This window comes from Streptomyces sp. iso_384, from assembly GCF_056172905.1.
Genome location: NZ_JBWBTT010000001.1, coordinates 3,977,650 through 3,994,707, shown reverse-complemented (window position 1 = coordinate 3,994,707; position 17,058 = coordinate 3,977,650). Strand labels below are relative to the sequence as shown.

General features: G+C 69.8%; 14 protein-coding genes and 2 pseudogenes. 6 read left to right on the top strand and 10 right to left on the bottom strand.

The features are described from left to right. Positions 1-49 precede the first annotated feature (49 nt). Positions 50-196, bottom strand: coding sequence for a hypothetical protein (locus AC0VY3_RS17840; RefSeq protein ID WP_181011095.1), 147 nt, complete (start codon positions 194-196; stop codon positions 50-52). A gap of 108 nt (positions 197-304) precedes the next feature. Here AC0VY3_RS17840 and AC0VY3_RS17835 point away from each other — a divergent pair, with 108 nt between their 5' ends. After that, positions 305-916, top strand: a complete 612-nt coding sequence (locus AC0VY3_RS17835) for an ankyrin repeat domain-containing protein (RefSeq protein WP_103512427.1) — start codon at positions 305-307, stop codon at positions 914-916. 181 nt (positions 917-1,097) lie between these two features. Here the strand turns inward: AC0VY3_RS17835 and AC0VY3_RS17830 are convergent, their stop codons facing one another. Continuing rightward, positions 1,098-2,363 (bottom strand): ISL3 family transposase, encoded by a 1,266-nt coding sequence (locus AC0VY3_RS17830; RefSeq protein WP_475550012.1) that lies wholly within the window; start codon positions 2,361-2,363, stop codon positions 1,098-1,100. Between the two features lie 416 nt (positions 2,364-2,779). Between AC0VY3_RS17830 and AC0VY3_RS17825 the strand changes: the two are divergent. Next, positions 2,780-3,064 (top strand): annotated as a pseudogene (locus tag AC0VY3_RS17825) (transposase); the annotation flags it as partial. A 34-nt stretch (positions 3,065-3,098) separates the two neighbouring features. Here AC0VY3_RS17825 and AC0VY3_RS17820 read toward each other — a convergent pair. From AC0VY3_RS17820 to AC0VY3_RS17790, 7 genes are all read right to left on the bottom strand, one after another. Then, positions 3,099-5,231 (bottom strand): prolyl oligopeptidase family serine peptidase, encoded by a 2,133-nt coding sequence (locus AC0VY3_RS17820; RefSeq protein WP_475550011.1) that lies wholly within the window; start codon positions 5,229-5,231, stop codon positions 3,099-3,101. Between the two features lie 64 nt (positions 5,232-5,295). Then, the gene (locus AC0VY3_RS17815) at positions 5,296-6,753 is read right to left on the bottom strand and encodes an MFS transporter (protein WP_475550010.1); all 1,458 of its coding nucleotides are present in this window, start codon (positions 6,751-6,753) and stop codon (positions 5,296-5,298) included. Beyond that, a complete protein-coding gene (locus AC0VY3_RS17810; protein WP_103512430.1) occupies positions 6,750-7,667 on the bottom strand; it encodes a DUF6895 family protein in 918 nt (305 codons plus the stop codon). The genes AC0VY3_RS17815 and AC0VY3_RS17810 overlap by 4 nt, the downstream gene beginning before the upstream one ends. A 2-nt stretch (positions 7,668-7,669) precedes the next feature. Continuing rightward, positions 7,670-8,872 (bottom strand): radical SAM protein, encoded by a 1,203-nt coding sequence (locus AC0VY3_RS17805; RefSeq protein WP_103512438.1) that lies wholly within the window; start codon positions 8,870-8,872, stop codon positions 7,670-7,672. A 68-nt stretch (positions 8,873-8,940) separates the two neighbouring features. Continuing rightward, positions 8,941-9,915 (bottom strand): DUF6895 family protein, encoded by a 975-nt coding sequence (locus AC0VY3_RS17800; RefSeq protein WP_475550009.1) that lies wholly within the window; start codon positions 9,913-9,915, stop codon positions 8,941-8,943. Beyond that, a complete protein-coding gene (locus AC0VY3_RS17795) occupies positions 9,890-11,086 on the bottom strand; it encodes a glycosyltransferase (RefSeq protein ID WP_103512432.1) in 1,197 nt (398 codons plus the stop codon). The genes AC0VY3_RS17800 and AC0VY3_RS17795 overlap by 26 nt, the downstream gene beginning before the upstream one ends. A 289-nt stretch (positions 11,087-11,375) precedes the next feature. Further along, on the bottom strand, positions 11,376-11,498 hold the full coding sequence (locus tag AC0VY3_RS17790) for a hypothetical protein (RefSeq protein WP_258047405.1): 123 nt from the start codon (positions 11,496-11,498) through the stop codon (positions 11,376-11,378). A 205-nt stretch (positions 11,499-11,703) separates the two neighbouring features. Between AC0VY3_RS17790 and AC0VY3_RS17785 the strand changes: the two are divergent. The 3 genes and pseudogenes from AC0VY3_RS17785 to AC0VY3_RS17775 all read left to right on the top strand — a co-directional run. Beyond that, positions 11,704-11,856: pseudogene (locus AC0VY3_RS17785) on the top strand (transposase); the annotation flags it as partial. A gap of 914 nt (positions 11,857-12,770) precedes the next feature. Next, positions 12,771-14,003 (top strand): IS110 family RNA-guided transposase, encoded by a 1,233-nt coding sequence (locus tag AC0VY3_RS17780; RefSeq protein WP_103512433.1) that lies wholly within the window; start codon positions 12,771-12,773, stop codon positions 14,001-14,003. A gap of 42 nt (positions 14,004-14,045) precedes the next feature. Continuing rightward, positions 14,046-14,354, top strand: a complete 309-nt coding sequence (locus tag AC0VY3_RS17775) for a YrhB domain-containing protein (RefSeq protein WP_475550008.1) — start codon at positions 14,046-14,048, stop codon at positions 14,352-14,354. Between the two features lie 839 nt (positions 14,355-15,193). On the opposite strand, the gene pcaD is transcribed toward AC0VY3_RS17775, so the two are convergent. Next, positions 15,194-16,000, bottom strand: coding sequence for a 3-oxoadipate enol-lactonase (gene pcaD / locus AC0VY3_RS17770; protein ID WP_475550007.1), 807 nt, complete (start codon positions 15,998-16,000; stop codon positions 15,194-15,196). Between the two features lie 98 nt (positions 16,001-16,098). On the opposite strand from pcaD, the gene AC0VY3_RS17765 reads away from it, so the two are divergent. Continuing rightward, on the top strand, positions 16,099-17,046 hold the full coding sequence (locus AC0VY3_RS17765; protein ID WP_475550006.1) for a LysR family transcriptional regulator: 948 nt from the start codon (positions 16,099-16,101) through the stop codon (positions 17,044-17,046). Positions 17,047-17,058 lie beyond the last annotated feature (12 nt).

Below are 17,058 nucleotides of genomic sequence, written 5' to 3'. Positions count from 1 at the left end.
CAGCCGGGGCAGGAACTGGACGGGCGGCAGGATCAGGGAACTGGACACGTCACAGGCGGTCGGGGTGGCCCAGCAGCCGCACGGGGTGCCCCCGCTCGTGAATGTCCTCCCCCGTGCGAGTGACCGACGGGTCCAGGGGCTTCGCCGGGGTGGGGTGCGGCCGGTAGAACGCCGTGGTGATCAAGAACCTTGCCACGATGTTGCATCTGAGGCAACCAGGTCGCGCCACCCTGTTGTCCGCCCCGGCGGGCCGATTTCGGCAGATCTACACTGAGCTGCGAGAACGCTACGGGGGAGCAGGCTCATGGGCGTGGGTACGGGTACGAGCAATGCGGTGGGTGGCCAGTCCTCCCTGATCTCCGCGGTCCAGGCTGGAGACACGGACCTGGTGAGGGTCCTTCTCCACGAGCACAGCGAGTCCGACTACCTGGACGCCGCGTTCTGCCTGGCCGTCCGGATGCACGCCGGGCGCATCGCCCAACTGCTGCTCAGATATGGTGCAGATTCGGGCCAGAGCCGCCCCGATGACCTCATCCCCCTGAGTGAGGCGGTCGACTCGGGTTCGCCCGCTCTGTTCGAGGCGCTCGTGGACCACGAGATCCGCGGCAGGTATCCCGAGAGCGAACTCTTGGAGGCCCGGGACCTCGCGCGCCGCTGGCACGAGACGGGGGTCGAGGCCGAGCTGCGACGCCGTACCGGATCCCGGGCCGCTCTCGGCCGTCAGCGGGTTCAGGACGGTGAGTACGACAGCGTCGTCGAGTTCACCCTTGGTGGCGTGACTGTGCGGGACGGCCATGGGGCGATCCTCACGTACGTCGAGGAACTGCTCGGGGGAAGAACCTCGTTCGAGGAGCTGATGGACCGCGCGTTGGCGGTCCTTGCCCCTCTGCCGGATTCCCCTCAGCGGGTGGGCTGAGCGGATCGAGGCGGTTTCGGTTGGTGGCGTGCTGGTCTGCACGGCAGGCCACCAACCGGCCGTCGCGGGCCGGTGAGGGTCGAATCGGTCGTGTTACCGGGGGCATCGGGGAAGTCGCGATACGGTTCTGTGAGGGCTGCGGCAGGCCGCTGTTTTCGGGCTCTCCTGCCTGATGTGTGGGTCATTCTGTCTGGGGTTGGCGTCCTGGGAGGGTGGGTTTGTCTCCGGCGAGGGTGAGCATGACGAGGGCGATGATGGCTTCGGCGGTGTGGAAGCCGAAGCCTCGGCGGATGATCAGTCGGGTCTTGGTGTTGGTGGACTCGATCAGTCCGTTGGACATGCCGGTGGTCAGCGCGGCGCGTATGGCCGTGTAGTGCCGGCGGATCCTGCGCTGGAGGTCGACGAAGGTGTCGATGCGGCAGCGGCGGGCCCAGCTGATCCAGCGGTCCAGGGCTTTCAGGGCGGCCCGGGGCCGGGTGCGGGCGAGGGTGAACACGGCGCGCAGGGCTTCCTTCAGGCGCCAGGCGCGGTGCAGGCGGGGGTCGGTGGCGGCGATCCAGGTGAGCTTGACCGCCTGGCGGTCGGTGAGGTCGGCTTCGTTCTTCCAGAGGGCGAAGCGGGAGTCCTTCAGGGCCCGCGCCCGCTCGGCGTCGCCGAGTTCCCGGCGGGCCCGGTTCCAGGACGCGCGGCGTTCGGTGTCCAGGGCGTCGGTGGCCCAGGCGACCACGTGGAAGGGGTCCATCACCCGCAGCGCGTGCGGGGCGCGCTCGGTCAGGACCTCGGCGATCCACAGCGCGCCGTCGGCGCTGATATGGGTCAGCCGCTCGGTGCGTTCGGCGCCGAGGGCGTCGAAGAAGGCGTGCAGCACGCTCTTGCCGTGGCCGTCGGCCATCCACACCACCTTCCCGCTGTCGTGGCAGACGACCACGGTCATGTACTTCTGCCCTTTGCGGTGGCTGATCTCGTCTATCCCGATGCGGCGCAGCCCGTTGAGCCGGTCGGTGTGCCGGTCGCGGTCGGCAACGAACCGTTCGACGATGTTGCCGACCGTGCGCCAGGAGGTACGCATCAGTTGGGCCGTCGCGGTCTTGGAGCATTCGGCGGTCATCCAGGCGGTCTGCCGGTCGAAGGCGTGGGTGTGCCCGGCGCCGTGGCGGGCCCAGGGTACGGCGGCGGCTGTCACCCCGTGCTCGCGGCAGGCCACCCGCGGCGCCTCGGCCTCCAGGAACACCCGGATCACGCCGTGGTCGAGGTCGCGCCACCGGCGCCGGCCCCGGCCGTGGTCGTACCGGGCGGCCGGACGGCGGCAGCTCCCGCACCGCTGCCGACGGCGGGCATCGGGCCGTACCGACACGACCACACACTGTTCGTTCTCATCGATCCGGACGCCCTCGACCACGGTGTTCTCCGCCGTCAGGGTCCGCTTCCATATCCTGAAGAGGGACACGCCGTTTTCCTGCTTGATCCAACTTGAGCCTAGAGAACTCAAAGGATGGCAGGGGACGGCGTGTTTCCCGTATCAAGGCTGGTCAGGGCACCCACGCATAGGGCAGGAGAGCCTGTTTTCGGAGGCTCCAACTCGTGCGAGGTTCTGCTCGGCGGCCTGCCGTTGCAGGCAGTGGCGGCAGGACCAGCGGTTGCGGAAACGTGTGGCCGCGGAGTTGAGCGGGGTCGGCCGGGCTGAATGCCTGGAGTGCGGAGCCACTTGGGTGGCGGGGGTGGACCGCCGTTCGAACGCGGTCTACTGCTCGCGGCGATGCGTGACGAGGGCCTGGCGGTCGCGGAAGTAATCGTTCGCGGAACGGTCACGGTGACCGCAACACGAACGCACCCGCAACCCAACTTCGTTCATTTACCGGTCAATTACGGTCAAGGCCGCGGCTACTGTTCGCCGACCGCGGCTACGACTACGACATGTACCGACGCCTGCTCAGAGCCCGTGGCATCACACCGAAGATCGCCCGCAAGGACACCGCCCACGGATCCGGTCTGGGCGAGACCAGATGGGTCGTCGAGCGCACCTTCGCCTGGCTCCACCAGTTCAAACGCCTCCGGATCCGCTACGAGAAACGTGCCGACCTCCACCTCGGACTACTCCAACTCGCATGCAGCATCATCTGTTTGCGACGACTCCGAACCTCATTCTGAAACGATCAGTTAGTAGACCGTGTCCTACATGGTCCTATGGGGCTGGCGGAGCGAGGCCGACGTGCTGAGCGAGGAAGGCCAGGCACTCGGCCTGGAGCGCCACCGAGCGTGAGGCGGCGCGGTCGCCGTGGCCGACGCCCTGTTCCAGCCGGAGCAGGACTGGGCCGGGGCCGGTGGACGCGTGCTGGAGGGCGGCGCACATCTTGCGGGCGTGCAGCGGGTCGGTCCTGGTGTCGCCGTCCGACGCGGTCAGCAGCACCGGTGGATAGGCGGTGCCGGGGGTGACGTGGTGGTAGGGGGAGTAGCCGAGCAGGGTCCGCAGCTGGGCCGGGTCCTGGGCAGTTCCGTACTCGGGCACCCAGCTGGGTCCCAGTCCGGACAGCTCGTAGCGGACCATGTCCAGCAGCGGGGACATGCAGACCGCGGCGGCGTACGCGTCGGGCCGCTGAGTGAGGGCGGCGCCGACCAGCAGCCCGCCGTTGGACCCGCCGATGATCGCGATGCGGCCCGGTTGGGTCCAGCCGCGTGCGAGAAGGTGGTCGGAGGCGGCCGAGAAGTCGTCGAAGGTGTTCTGTTTGCGTGCCCCGCTGCCGGCCCGGTGCCACGCCTCGCCCTCCTCGCCGCCGCCGCGCAGCCCCGCCCAGGCGAAGACTCCGCCCGCCGCGACCCAGGCGAGGACCTGCGCCCGGTAGCGGGGCGACATCGTGCCGCCGAAGCCGCCGTAGCCGGTGAGGAGGACCGGACGGGGCCGGTCCGGGCATCCCGTCGGTGAGATCACGAACATGCGGACCGTCGTGCCGTCGCGGGAAGGGAAGGCGGTCTGGACGGTGACCGCTTCGCTGACCGCCGAGGTGGGCCGGGGGCCGCGCTCCCAGGGCGTGACGGTCAGGGTCCTCGCGTCGAAGCGGAGGACGCGGGCCGGGGTGGTGAAGTCGGTGTACGAGAGCCACACCTCATGACTCCCGTGCGGTCCGGCTGAGAAGTCGCCGACCGTGCCGGTGCCGGGCAGCGGGACCGTGGCCAGCCGCCGCCCGTCGGTCAGGTCGTGCACGGTCACCTCCGCGACCGTGCGGACGGTCCAGGCGGCCAGGCCGAGCGGGTGGCCGAGCTCGTGGCCCGACAGGACGACGAGGTCGGTGAGGACCGCGTCGGGGCGTTCGGCGATCACCTCGCGCCAGGCGGCCGGGCCCCGATGCAGGTCGGCCGGTCGGCAGGCGACGACCCGGCCCCGGGCGGCGCCGCGGTCGGTACGCAGCCACACCACGTCGTCCGGTCCAGTGGCGGGTGCCAGGTGCAGGCGGGTGGCGGCCTCCATGTCCTCCTGGACGGGCCGGAACACCGGCCGCTCCGGCGGCCCTTCGGCCAGGTCCGCCAGGTACAGGGCGGTCCCCCGGCCGGTGCCCCGGGTGGCCGTGACGACGAGCCGGCGGCCGTCCTCGCTCACGGCCACGCCGTAGAACTCGGTCCGGTCCCGTCCTTCACCGAAGACCACCGCGTCGGCGTCGGGCGTGGTCCCAGTCCGGTGGAGGTGGACGCGGCGGTGGTAGCGGCCTTCGCCGGGGTGCAGCCGCGGGTCCTGCGCCCGGACGTAGTAGAACGCCTCGCCCCCGGGCAGCCAGCCGATTGACGACTTCCGCACCCGGTCCACCGGACCGTCGACGACCTTGCCTGTGTTCACGTCGATCACCCGCAGCAGCGAGTCCTCGGTGCCGCCCCGGGACAGCTGGAAGGCCAGGAGGTCCCCTTCCAGGGACGGCTGCCAGGCGTCGAGCACCGTCCGCCCGGACGGGTCGAGGGCGACGGGGTCCAGCAGCACTCGCTCCAAGCCGCCTTCGCCGGCCTCCGCGACCACGAGGACCGGATGCTCCTGGCCCGCGTCCTGCCGGAGCCAGAACACCCTGCCGCCACGGACCTTGGGCGCCATCGCGCGGTCGACGGCGGTGAGCGCCGCCACCCGCGCCTCCCACCGCCCCAGCCCGTCCCAGGCCGCCCGCTCCTCCTCGTACAGGGCGTCCTGCTCCGCACTCCAGCGGCGTGTGGCGGTGCAGTCGGCGTCCTCCAGCCACCGGTACGGGTCGGGGGCGCGCACTCCGTGCAGCTCCTGCACGAGGGACTGCCGGTCTGCGTGGGGGTACCGGTGCTGAGTGGTTCGGGGGACGGAGGTCACGCGGTTCTCCCTCGGGGCGTGGTGGGCGGTGTACGTGCACCTAGGGCCTGTCGCCGAGCTGTCCTTAGGGGGCGATGTCGTGGTCGACAGCACGGGGCCGGTGCGGAACGGGCGCCGCGCCGCGCGGATCGGCGTCGGGTCTCTCGCCGTTTCCCGGACGGGCGTCGGGCTTCCTCGCGCTCTCCGTAGCGGTTTTGCGTCTCTCGGCGCTCTCCGTGCCAGGTAGAGCGCGCCAGGCGTAGACGCCAGAGGCTACGACGAACAGCCCGGAGAACGCGAAGATCGTGTCGATGGGACCGAACCAGAGGGAGCCGACCGAACCCGCGATGTCTCGCAGGACCGAGCTGGCGAGCCAGCCGGAGAGCACGGCGGCAAGCATCGACGCCAGCTGGGTCACCGGGTAGAAGACCGCCACCACCCGGCCCCGGTATTCGGGGGCCGCCGCGGCGAGCAGCAGCGGCGCCATCGCGGTGTTGAGCATGGTGAGCGGCACGGTGAAGACGAACAGGACCGCGATGCCGCCGATGAACCCGGTCTGCCGGGAGTAGGCGATGAGCAGCGCGCCGCTGGCCAGGAGGCCGATCCAGGTGGTCCGCCGCGCCCCGATCCGCTGCACCACGCGGCCTGCGCAGAGCGCGCCGACGATGCCGCCGAGCCCCATCGCCGTACCGATGTAGCCGTACAGGTGGGCGGACATGTGGAGGTTGTCCGTGGCGAAGAAGATGTTCAGGGTCGAGAGGGCACCGAGCCCGAACTGGCCGATGACCGCGAGCAGCACCAGCGCGACCAGGAACCTGCTGCGCGCGAAGAAGCGGAGGCCGGCGGTGAACTCCCCCAGCAGGCCACCGGTCCGGCTCGCGGTGTGCTCCGGCGCGGTGTCCGGGCCGGAGGCGTCGGGTGTGTGGGACGGGATCGAGCGGATGGAGCGGATCGCGAGGTACGACACCGCGTACGAGAACGCGTTGAAGAGCAGCGCCCACTGGAGACCGGCCGCGAAGAGCAGCGGCGCGGCGAGGGGCGGTCCGACGATCCACGCGGTCTGGCTGGTGGCCTGGGCGATGCCGGCCGCCCGAGCGCGGTCGGCGTCGCCGGTCACGAGGTCCGCGATGACCGCGAAACGCGCCGGAGTGAAGAACTGGCTGGCCGCGTTGAGCGTCAGGACGGTCAGGTAGACAAGGGCCAGCCAGAGGCCGATGGGGAGCGCGTCGACCGGCAGGAACGAGACGGTGGTGAGGGTGACCACCAGCCCGCCGCGGACGACTTCGCTCCGCAGCATCGTGGCGATCTTGTTCCAGCGGTCGACGAAGACGCCCGCGAGCGGGCCGACGAAGAGGACGGCGGCGCCGGTGGCCAGCAGGACACCGCTGACGGCGGCGGGCGCCCAGGTCTTCTCCTTGGCCAGCACGGTGGCGACCCAGAGGACCAGTGTGGTGCTGAAGACGGCGTCGCCGAGGGAGGAGACGGCCTGGCCGATCCAGAGCCGGGTGTAGTCGCGGTTGATGAGGGTGAAGCGGAGGCTCATGACGGTCGTCCCGTCGAGGCCAGGCTCAGCGCCATCAGAGCGGTCACCAGGGTCGTGTGGTAAGCCAGCCGGAAGAGCTCGCCGCCGGTGACGCCGCCGGTCGCCGCGAGCGCCGCCGACCGGCCGGGGATCGCGCCGTCGGGCCGTTGGGCACGCGCCAGGCACTCCACGGCGGCGGCCCCGGAGGGCGTGCGCTGCGGCTCGGCGCCCAGGATGAACTGGGTGAGGAGGAGTTCGGCGGCCAGGTCCCACCAGTCGTGCTCGACGCAGTGGGCGAGCATGCGGTCGGTCAGGTTCCGGGCGTACGTCAGGGCGTCGCCGGTCAGCGCGGGGCGGGCGTGCCCGAAGTCCCCGAGGTAGAAGCCTGCGTGGGTCAGGGCGTACGCCTGCGGGGCGGTGAGTGGCGCCGTGTCGTCGCTCTCCTCGGCGCGGAGAGCGACGAGCGGGCTGTGCGGGACGAGTTCGGCGTACGGCTCGATGCGGTGGCGGAGACCGGCCTTGTCCGCGTAGTAGCGGATCTCGATGCGCTGGTACGGCGTCTTCCCCTCGGGCGCGAGGAAGGCGTCGGGCAGGTGGGCGAGCGCGGCTGTGCGGCAGGTGTCGTCGATCCCGTCGGGTGCCAGGGCCGCGTAGATCAGCCGGTAGGAGGGTGCGTGTTCGGGGTGGGCGGCGAGGAGCGGCGGGAAGCCGGGGTGCTGCCAGAGGGTCCGTACGAGGGTGGCGGCGGCGTTCAGGGAGTCCGGCGGCTTCTCCAGGCGGGCCGCGCAGTGGCAGAGCAGGGCCAGCTCGAGGGCGGCCTTCGCCGGGGCGTGCGTCGCCGTGGCGGCGCTCGCGGAGAACGGGTCGAAGTGGTCCAGGTGGGTGCACAGCCAGTCGAGCGCGCCGGAGGAGAGCTGGTCGAGGGGCGCGTCCATGACTACAGGCGCCCCGTCTCGTACAGGTGGTCGAGCAGCGCCGCGTCGACGGTGTCGCGGAACGCGGCGAGGGTCCGGCCGTCCTCGTCGTAGCGGTAGAGGTCCTCGCAGGCGATCCAGCGCTTCTCGGTCCGCTCCCCGGGCTGGTACCCGTCGGCGGCCGTGCCGACCTCCCAGTCGGGCTTGCCGGCGGTCTCCCAGCAGCTGGCCAGGGTGCCGTCCGCGCTGATGACCGCGCCGTACCGGCCGCCCGCGTGACCGCAGGTGGGGCAGGGCCGGCGGGAACCGGGGCGGGTCACGGTGAAGCCGAGTTCGAGTGCCCGGCGCTGCCACCGGCTGAAGGCGGCCGGGAGTTCGCCGGTGTGCAGCAGGTCGTTGGCGTACCCGATGCCCACATCGCCGACCCGGGCGAAGTACAGGGTGCAGCGGGCGGGGTCGAGGGCTTCCGCGAGCCGTTCGACGAGCCGGTCGACGCCGGCGAAGTTGTCCTGGGAGACGTTGACGCGCAGGGTCCACCGGATCGGTGCGGCCTCCGAGGCCCGGACGATGTTGCGGACGATCGTGTCGAAGGTCCCGCCGCCGTCCGCCCGGCCGACCCGGATGCGGTCGTGGTCGGGGCGGTCGCCGTCGAAGGTGACCTGGACGGAGTCGAGCCCGAGGTCGGAGAGCTGCCGTGCCAGCGCCGGGGTGAGCAGCGTGGCGTTGGAGATCATCCAGGCGGAGGTGAGCCCGATGTCCTGGGCGCGCTCCAGCAGTTCGAGGCAGCCGCGCGGGTTGAGCAGGGGTTCGCCGCCGAAGAGGAGGATGCGGAGCCGTTCCAGCTCGGATTCGGCCATCCGCTGCCGGGTGAAGTCGAGGACGGAGGTGATGGTCCGCGAGGTGAGGCGGGTCCGGGCGATGCGGGGCGGTCGGGTGCCGCCGGCCGGGTCCTGGGCGGTGTTCTGGAAGCAGTAGCCGCAGCCGAGGTTGCAGTGGGTGCTGGTGAGGACGGTCAGCGCGTACGAGCGTGGCGGCGCGGAGGAGAACAGGCCGCGCTCGCGCAGCAGTTGCTCCGAGCCGGGCAGCAGCGTCCCCTCCGGCGTGACATGCCGGCTCCCGAGGCGGACGACCCCGCCGGGACCGAGGAACCACCAGTTCCGCTTGCCTTCGAGGAGGCGCTCACCGCCGGTGCGCTCCGTCGCCGGTGCAAGTTGTTCCAGACTCATCGTGTCCCCTTGGCCGCTGTGTTCCGCATGCGTACGCGCCCTGTCCGGTCGGTCGACCTGCTCGACGCTCATCGGTTCCCTCTCGTCACTCCCGCCACGGCGGTCCGCTCCGTCCGGTCCTTCCGGCTCTCCGTGACGACGAGCATCGCCAGCGCGGTGCCGAGCGTCGCCTGGTAGGCATGCCGGAAGAACCCCACGGGCGTCGTGTACGCCGCGTCCGCCGGAGCGCGCTCGGCGGCGGACTTGCCGGGTATCGCACCCTCGGCTGTCATGGACCGCGCGAGCATCCGGACGGCTGCCGCCCCCGAAGGCGTGCGCAGCGGATCCAGCCCCAGGCAGTGCTGAGCGAGGATCAGCTTGGCGGCGAAGTCCCAGAGCTCTTCCTGTACGCAATGGTCCGTGAGCCGTTCGACGGTGCCGGCGATCCGCTCCAGTCCCTGGCCGGTCGGGCTGGGCTCGCGGAAGCCGAAGTCGCCGGTGTAGAAGAGCGTGTGGGTGACCTGGCAGACATCCAGCCCGGCCGTGGGCAGCCCGTGGGCCCGAGCCGCGAGACTGTCCGCGTACAGCTCCTCGTACGGCGCGAGTCGGTGCGCGAGGCCGGCGAGGTCGGCGTAGTACCGGGTCTCCAGGTGGAGGTAGGGCGACTTTCGGCGCGGGGTGAGATAGCCGTCGGCAGCCAGCCGGTCCAGGACGGCGCGATGGGGCCCGGTGACCGTGCCGGACGGTGCGAGCGCCGCGTACATCAGTTGGAACTGCCGTGCGTAGTGCGGTTCGAGCGCAAGGAGCTGGGCGAACTCCGTTCGCTGCCAAGCACGTTTTACTGTGGCGGTCACGTCCTGAAGGCCGGGGTCCGATGGGGCGAGCCTGGACCAGACGCGGCGGAGCAGGGCGAGTTGGAGAAGCGCCTTGACGCGCGGGGTCACCGGAAGTCCGGCGCGGGCGGCCGGTGAGTCGAGGTAGGGAGCGTGGCGCGCTGTCCACCGGAGCGTGCCGGTCGACACCGCCGCCGCGGCCTCGTCAAGGCCGGCTGGTCGCGTACGCATGGTCCTCCTTCGGTGGCGCGGATGTCCGGGCCGTCCGCTCGACGGCGTCGGCCGCGAGGGACGCGCTGTCGACGGCGGCGAGCCGGCGGCCGAGCGCATGTGCGCGGGCTCGCAGACCGTCGTCCCGCCAGGCCGCATCTAGCACCTGCGCCGGCCCGGTCGACGGCGGGCCGGACAGGTGGACGGCGACACCGGCCCGCAGGCAGGCACCGGTCAGCAGGGGCTGCTCGGAGCCGTTGGGCGAGAGGACGAGGGGCCGGCCACGCAGCAGCGAGGCCAGGACGGGCGCCGAGGTGCCGTTGGACAGCACGACGCCCGCCAGGTCGATGAGGGGGCCCAGCCAGGGTTTGCGTACGAGCAGGATGTCGGCGTCCGGGTCGGGCAGCGGCTCCGTGGAGCGGCCCTGCTCGACCACGGCCTGGAACGGCCCGTCGGTGAAAGCCCTGTTGAGCGTCGGCCACAAGCTCGAGCCGCCGAAGTTACGGCCGAGGTGGACATAGACGACGGGTTTGCCGGACCGGTCCAGGTGGCGGGTGATGTCGTCCAACTCGCGAGGTCTCGGCGCGGGCTCCCAGGCCAGCGGCCCAACATGCCGCACGTTCTCCGGCAGATGCGCACCCGGGTACTCCAGTCCCGGATCGCCGCGCAGGAGCAGGGCATCGCCCAGCAGGGGGCTGCCCTGCCAGCGGGAGGCGCGGGCCGGCTCCCCGGCCCGCTCCCGTACGGAGGCGTAGAGCAAATGCCCCTCCTGGGTCCGGTTCTCCCGGGTCCGACCGTGCTGAGGTTCTCCGTCGCCGCCGGTCCGGTAGTCCCACAGGTGGGCCGCGAGCCCGATCACGATGACGGGGAGGTCCAGTACCTCTGCGGCGAGCAGGGTCCCATTGCACAGGACAGAGGTGACCAGCAGGTCGGCGTCGGCCGCACGGGCCGCACGCACGGTGGCCCGGTACTGCGCCACACCGGTGGCTCCCCAGCGGGCGGCGGAGAAGGCCCCGTCGCCGCCGAAGTCCTCGGCGGGCGCGAAGGCGAGTTTGGCGTCGGCGACGACGTCCCTGGCGGTGGACCGGCCGAGCACACTGACGTGGTGGCCCCGGCGCCGGAGCTCACGTCCGGCCGCGAGGGCCGGGTAGAGGTAGCCGCCGTCGCTGAGCGGGCAGAGGAGGATTCTCACGATGCCCGGTCCTCGTGGGCGGGCCCCTGCCGGAGCGTGCGGGGGTACCGGGACCGTGTCGGACGGGTTGCGGAGGTCACTCGGTGCTCCCCTCGGGGCATGGTGTCGGTTCGTCGCGTACAGGCATCGGTTCATCTCGGACGGATGGCGGCCCGCCGCGTAGGGAGCCGTGGTTCATCTACTGCGGGCTGTGGTCCGTCTCGTACCGGGCCGCGCAGGCTCCCCGGCTCCCGGCGCGGGGCCATGGAGCCGGGGAGGCCGTGCGCTGCTCAGTGTCTAGCAGGACGAGTCAGAGCTGGCTGGTGCCGTTGATGATGCAGCCGGCTTCGAGCTCCTGGTCCTCGCCGTGCGCGACGACCTCCATGTCCTCGGCCTCGAGGTCAGCGGGCTCAGGGTTCGTGTTCTCGGACATCCTGTTCCTCCTTGGTGAGCGGCGTCCGCTGCGCCGACTACGGAGAACCTACGAGCGGGAGGTATGGGAGCGCCTGACCACCGGTTCGGAGCTGGTATACCTCCAGCTCCAACCAGCGGCGATTCCAACGGACTTACTGATCGTTTCAGAATGAGTTGAGCCGTGGGTCTTGCGCTCGACGATCTTGGTCGGCAGGGTGTCCGGCGTGCGTGCTGATCTTGTTCCGGATGACCTGTGGGAGCGGGTGGCCCCGCTGCTGCCGCCCGCCCCCGAACGGCGCCATCGCCACCCGGGGCGGCTGCGCATTCCCGATCGAATAGCGCTCGCCGGCGTCATCTACGTACTGCGGACCGGTGTCGCGAGAGGAGCGGCAGCGTGGACAGCTCAGGGCGTTCACCGACGGGTGGCCCCACCAGTCACCCGGCCCTGACGGGTGACTCCCGGACTCGTTGACAATGACGGAGGAACGGGCAGAAGTGGCCCCACCCGTTCCGTACGACGGCGCGTCCAACAGATTGCTCAACAAGTTGCACATCCAGTTGCCCTTCTGATTGCTCAACAGGTTGCGTACCTGCTGCTATCCGCCGGGGTGCTGGTGCAGGTCGGGGCCGGTGGGTCAGCGGGCCCGGGAAGCCGACACCTCTTCCCCGGCAGCGGGAAGAGGTCCCATTTCCCTTCCCTGCGGCGGCGGGCAAGCCTGCCGGGCGCGATCCGATAGAGGGTTGCACCGGCGGTTGGCTGTACCGGGTGCTGGACGGTTGCCCCAGGGGTTGCACCGGGGGTTGCACCGGGAGTGTGAACCCCCCGATCCGCCGACCGCCCGTTTTCCCTGGTCATGCCCGGCGGGCAAGCCCGATCCCCGCGCCGACACCTCTAATTCGACAGTAATTAGAGGTTCTGGATCTCTGAGGGGCCCGGGGCGGTTGTCCAGCCCGGGGCAGGACGTGTGTGGTCCGGTCGGTGCCGTGGTGACCCCTACGACACCTCCGACCGTGCGAGGTCTGTAGAAAGACCGGTGGCGCTCGGTGCCGGCCGGTCCTCGCACGTTCTGCCCTCACGGGCCCCCTTGGGTTCGAGATCCTCGATGGATGAGCTGCCGCACGGTGACGCCTTCTTCCTCACGAGCCTTGAGCTCTGGACACGGCGTGCGCCCGTGCGGCCTTGCGGTGCCGCGCACGGCTGATGAGGTGGCGGACCTTGGAGTCCTGGAATTAGTGCGCCGTGCGGCCCGTGTGCTCGCGTTCGAGAACAGCACCGGCGAAAGGGCGGGGTATGGACGTGTTCTGCGGGATCGACTGGGCGGAGGGACACCACGACGTCGCGATCATCGACACCAGCGGTAAGCAACTGGCCAAGTGCCGCATCAATGACGACCTGGACGGCTACGAGGTCCTGCTCGACCTTCTGGCTGAGCACGGCGACACCGCCGAGGCACCCATCCCCATTGCGATCGAGACCAGCCGCGGCCTGCTGGTCGCCACGTTGCGGACCGGCACCCGGCAAATCTTCGCAGTCAACCCGATGGCGGCTTCCCGCTACCGCGACCGGCACGGCGTGAGCCGCAAGAAGTCCGACCCCGGCGACGCCCTGGTCCTGGCGAACATCATCCGCACCGACATGCACATGCACCGGCCGCTGCCGACGGACAGCGACCTGGCCCAGGCCATTGCCGTCCTCGCTCGCGCCCACCAGGACGCGGTCTGGAACCGGCAGCAGATCGCCAGCCAGCTCCGCTCGGTCTTGCGCGAGTACTTCCCGGCCGCGCTCGACGCCTGGCGGGAGAAAGCGGGCACCCTGACCCGTCCAGATGCCCGGAAGATCCTCGGAGCGGCCCCCACTCCCACCCTCGCCGCCCTGCTGCCGGCGTGGAAGCTGCGGCTGATGATGACAAACGCGGGCCGCAAGCGCGGCATCACCGAGGACGCCGAACGGCTCCACACACTGTTCCGACAGGCCGCCGCTCGCCAGCTGCCCGCAGTTGAGGAAGCCATGGGAATCCAGGCGAAGGCCCTACTGACCCAGCTCAACGCCGCCTGCAAGGCCGTCGACGAGCTCGCCAAGGCGGTCGAGCGGACCTTCCGCACCCACCCGGACGCGCCGATCATGCTCAGCTTCCCCGGCGTCGGCGCCCAGGTCGGAGCCCGCATCCTGGCCGAGGTCGGCGACGACCGAGCCCGTTTCGCCACCGCCTGCGGACTGAAGGCATACGCGGGCGCGGCCCCCATCACCCGGGCTTCAGGCAAACCCAAGTACGTCGGCCGCCGGTTCGTGAAGAACAACAGGCTCAACCACGCCGGATACCTCTGGGCCTTCGCCACCCTCACCCACTCGAAGGGTGCGAACGCCCACTACAGGCGACGACGCGAAGCAGGAGACTGGCATGCCCAAGCCCTCCGCCACCTGTTCAACCGCATGCTCGGACAGCTCCACCATTGCCTTCAGCAGCGGGTGTTCTACGACGAGAGCGTTGCCTTCCCGCTGACGAGCGGGTCCGCAGTGGCATGAACACCGATTGGCTGACGGCAGGGCAAACCGCATGATGGGTGCGTGATCTCGAAAGAGCGTGCTGTTGAACTGGTTGAGCAAGCCCTCTTGCTTGAGCACCAGGAGCATCCACTCTCGCAGGAGGCCGTGCCGCCCGAGGTGGTTTCCGGGGTGGTGCGGCACGAGTTTGGGTGGCTTCAGTCAACGCAGTCACGGGCATGGCTTGAGACGGGTGACTCAGGGCATCTCATCGTCGGCGGCGGACCGATCCTGGTCGATGGCGAGGACGGCAGCGTCTACTTGATTCCGATCGTGACCTTCAAGCAGGACAACTGGCAGGACGAGCACCGCCGACGCTTCAGGGGCACATGACGTCCGACGCGAAGGCCCCTCTCAGTGCACGTGTGGCGCAGATTCTCGCCGACGAGGGGCGCCTGGCTGCCCTGCGTGCGCTGCGTCAACATGCACCAGCACTGGATCTGAGGCAGGCACTGACATATGTGTCGACACTGGAACGCGGCGACGTACTCACTCGCGATCTCGTGTCGCTTTCGGATCCGGAGGTGCCACCGTCGGAACTTCCGCTGATCCAGATGCCAGGGCCTGTCCTTCGCCCATGAAGTGATCCACTTGACGGCTTAACTGCATGAGGTGTCTTTCTCCGCGACAGCCGGAGGAAGAGGGAACGTCTGTTGAGTCCCACGCAGGGCTGAGGGGCGCCGGCTGGCCGGACATCCCTCCCGAAGCCTGCTTTGCTCGGCTGGGCCTGTCGGTCCAAGCACGCTCCCGCGAGAGAGGGCGTCAGCTACTGGGCACGCCGTTCATGGGACCACCTGGTTCTCGCCCGAGACCACCCGGTCGTCGAGGAGCCCTTCCGAGTGCGGGGATGGTAGAGAACTTCGGGCTCACGAAGGGCAAGGCAGATGTTCGACTGTTCAGCATGCGTACAGGCGAGGCGTCGGGTCCTTGCCCACCCGCCGGGGCCGGCGCAGGCCCCGACGGCGCTTGTGCTTCTCAGGGCGTTCGGACGACGGTTCCGGAGACGAACCATTGACGTCGGCGGCGGTGGTAGGACCGACGGGCAGAATCCCGAAGAAGCCAGGACTGTCACGCCCTGAGACGAAGATTCTCTGTACCGCAGGGCTGCCCAGTCGTCCCGGGCAGCCCTGCGGCTACTCACGCCCATGCCACCCTCCGCTTTTCGCTACAGGTCAAGACCCTTCTGTAAGGAACGCCACCACAGCCTCCAGGAACTTCGTCTGCCCTTCGACGTTCGCCATGTGCACCGTGGGCAGGACAGTGAACCGCGCCCCGGGTACGGTCGCGGCGAGCTCCTTGCCGTGGTCGGCCGACGTGACGGTGTCATGCTCGCCCGCGATGACTAAGGTCGGGTTCTGGATGAGTGTGGCCGTGCGGCGCAGGTCGTAGTCACGCACCGCAGCCCAGCTGCCGGCCACGCCCTCGCGCCGCGTGGCGAGCAGAGTGCGGCGGAAACCCTCGACAACCTCGTTGTCGCCCCGCAGCATGCGGGCCGGGAACCAGTTGTTCAGGAACCTCTCCGCGATGACCTGCATGTCGGGGGCCTCCAGCAGTTCGGCGATCGGCCGATCCCATTGATTCGCCGGGCCGAGGTACGCGGCGGTGTTGGAGAGGACCAGACGGTCGACACGCTCCGGAACATGGATCCCCAACCACTGCGCGACCATTCCTCCCAGAGACAGACCCAACACGTGCACCCGCTGCAGGCCCAGGGCATCCAGCAGCTCCACCACGTCGCGCCCCAGCCGGTCCATGGAGTACGGGCCGCTCGGGGCATCGGAGGCGCCGTGGCCGCGTGCGTCGTAGCGCAGCAGCCGGAAGTGCTCGGTCAGAGCTGGCACCTGGCCATCCCACATGCGGAGGTCGGTGCCGATGGAGTTCGAAAGCAGCAGCACGGGATTGTTCTCATCACCGTCGAAGCGGTAGGCGATGCGGACACCGTCTCCGGTTGTGATGGCGGTACGGGTTCGAGCAGTCATGTCAGCTCCATGATCTAGCGGCTATGCGCTCAGCCTAGAAACACTGCCTGCAGAGATCTATTACAAAGATCGAACACACGCTGTAGGTTCTCTGGACAATGTCGGACTTCACGCTCCATGAGTTGCAGTGCTTCAACGCCGTTGTGCGCGGCGGCGGCTTCCAGGCCGCCGCCGATCTATTGCACCGCTCGCACCCTTCTGTGTTCGCTGCGGTCGCCAAGCTGGAGCGCCAGCTGGGTCTGGACCTGCTGGATCGCTCGGGCTATCGGGTTCAGCTGACCGAGGCCGGGCACGCCTTCCACCGCAAGGTGCGCGTCCTGCTGCATGACGCCGAGGAACTGCAGACCTACGCCGTGCAGTTGGCTATGGGCGAAGAGTCCGAGCTGCGCGTGGTGCTCGGGGACCTGTGTCCGCTTCCACCGGTGCTGGAGATACTCAGCCGCTTCTTCGCTCAGCGCCCGCAGACACGACTGCACCTGCTATTCGAGACCGTCACCGGCCCCTGGGAGCGGCTGCTGGAAGACGAAGCCGACCTCATCGTGCACCGCGTCCCCAAGAGCGACGTACGGATGGAGTGGATCGACCTCGGCCGCGTCGCCCTGGTGCCCGTCGTGGCACCCGGGTTCCTGCCCTTCCCTCCGGACACCGACATCACACCCCAGCGGATGCAGGCCCTCACCCAATGCGTGGTCCGGGACTCGTCGCGGCATCCGTCCGAACAAGGCCATTTCCTGGTCGAGGGCGCGCCCCAGACCTCTGTTCCCGACCATCTCATGAAGAAGGAGCTGATCATGCACGGCATGGCGTGGGGACACGTGCCGCGGTTCATGATCGAGACTGAGCTGTGCAATGGAAGCCTGCTTTCCATTGCCGGACAGCACTTTCCCGGTGTGGTCGAGGAACTCTCGGCAGCGCGACGGCGCGACCGTCCGCACGGGCCAGTCGCCGACCAGCTGTGGGACTTCTTGGCCCGCCATGCACCGCTCCTGAAGCCGACGCTAGGCCATGTACCTGGAGAGAAGAAGGCACCGGAACGCGACAGGTGACGTTGCCGGAAC

What these genes read in the sequence shown, in the direction of transcription:
- AC0VY3_RS17835 (WP_103512427.1), top strand. Translation starts at nt 305, where the DNA reads ATGGGCGTGGGTACGGGTACGAGCAATGCGGTGGGTGGCCAGTCCTCC.
- AC0VY3_RS17800 (WP_475550009.1), bottom strand. Translation starts at nt 9,915, where the DNA reads ATGCGTACGCGACCAGCCGGCCTTGACGAGGCCGCGGCGGCGGTGTCG.
- AC0VY3_RS17805 (WP_103512438.1), bottom strand. Translation starts at nt 8,872, where the DNA reads ATGAGTCTGGAACAACTTGCACCGGCGACGGAGCGCACCGGCGGTGAG.
- AC0VY3_RS17765 (WP_475550006.1), top strand. Translation starts at nt 16,099, where the DNA reads ATGTCGGACTTCACGCTCCATGAGTTGCAGTGCTTCAACGCCGTTGTG.
- AC0VY3_RS17810 (WP_103512430.1), bottom strand. Translation starts at nt 7,667, where the DNA reads ATGGACGCGCCCCTCGACCAGCTCTCCTCCGGCGCGCTCGACTGGCTG.
- pcaD (WP_475550007.1), bottom strand. Translation starts at nt 16,000, where the DNA reads ATGACTGCTCGAACCCGTACCGCCATCACAACCGGAGACGGTGTCCGC.
- AC0VY3_RS17790 (WP_258047405.1), bottom strand. Translation starts at nt 11,498, where the DNA reads ATGTCCGAGAACACGAACCCTGAGCCCGCTGACCTCGAGGCCGAGGAC.
- AC0VY3_RS17780 (WP_103512433.1), top strand. Translation starts at nt 12,771, where the DNA reads ATGGACGTGTTCTGCGGGATCGACTGGGCGGAGGGACACCACGACGTC.
- AC0VY3_RS17815 (WP_475550010.1), bottom strand. Translation starts at nt 6,753, where the DNA reads ATGAGCCTCCGCTTCACCCTCATCAACCGCGACTACACCCGGCTCTGG.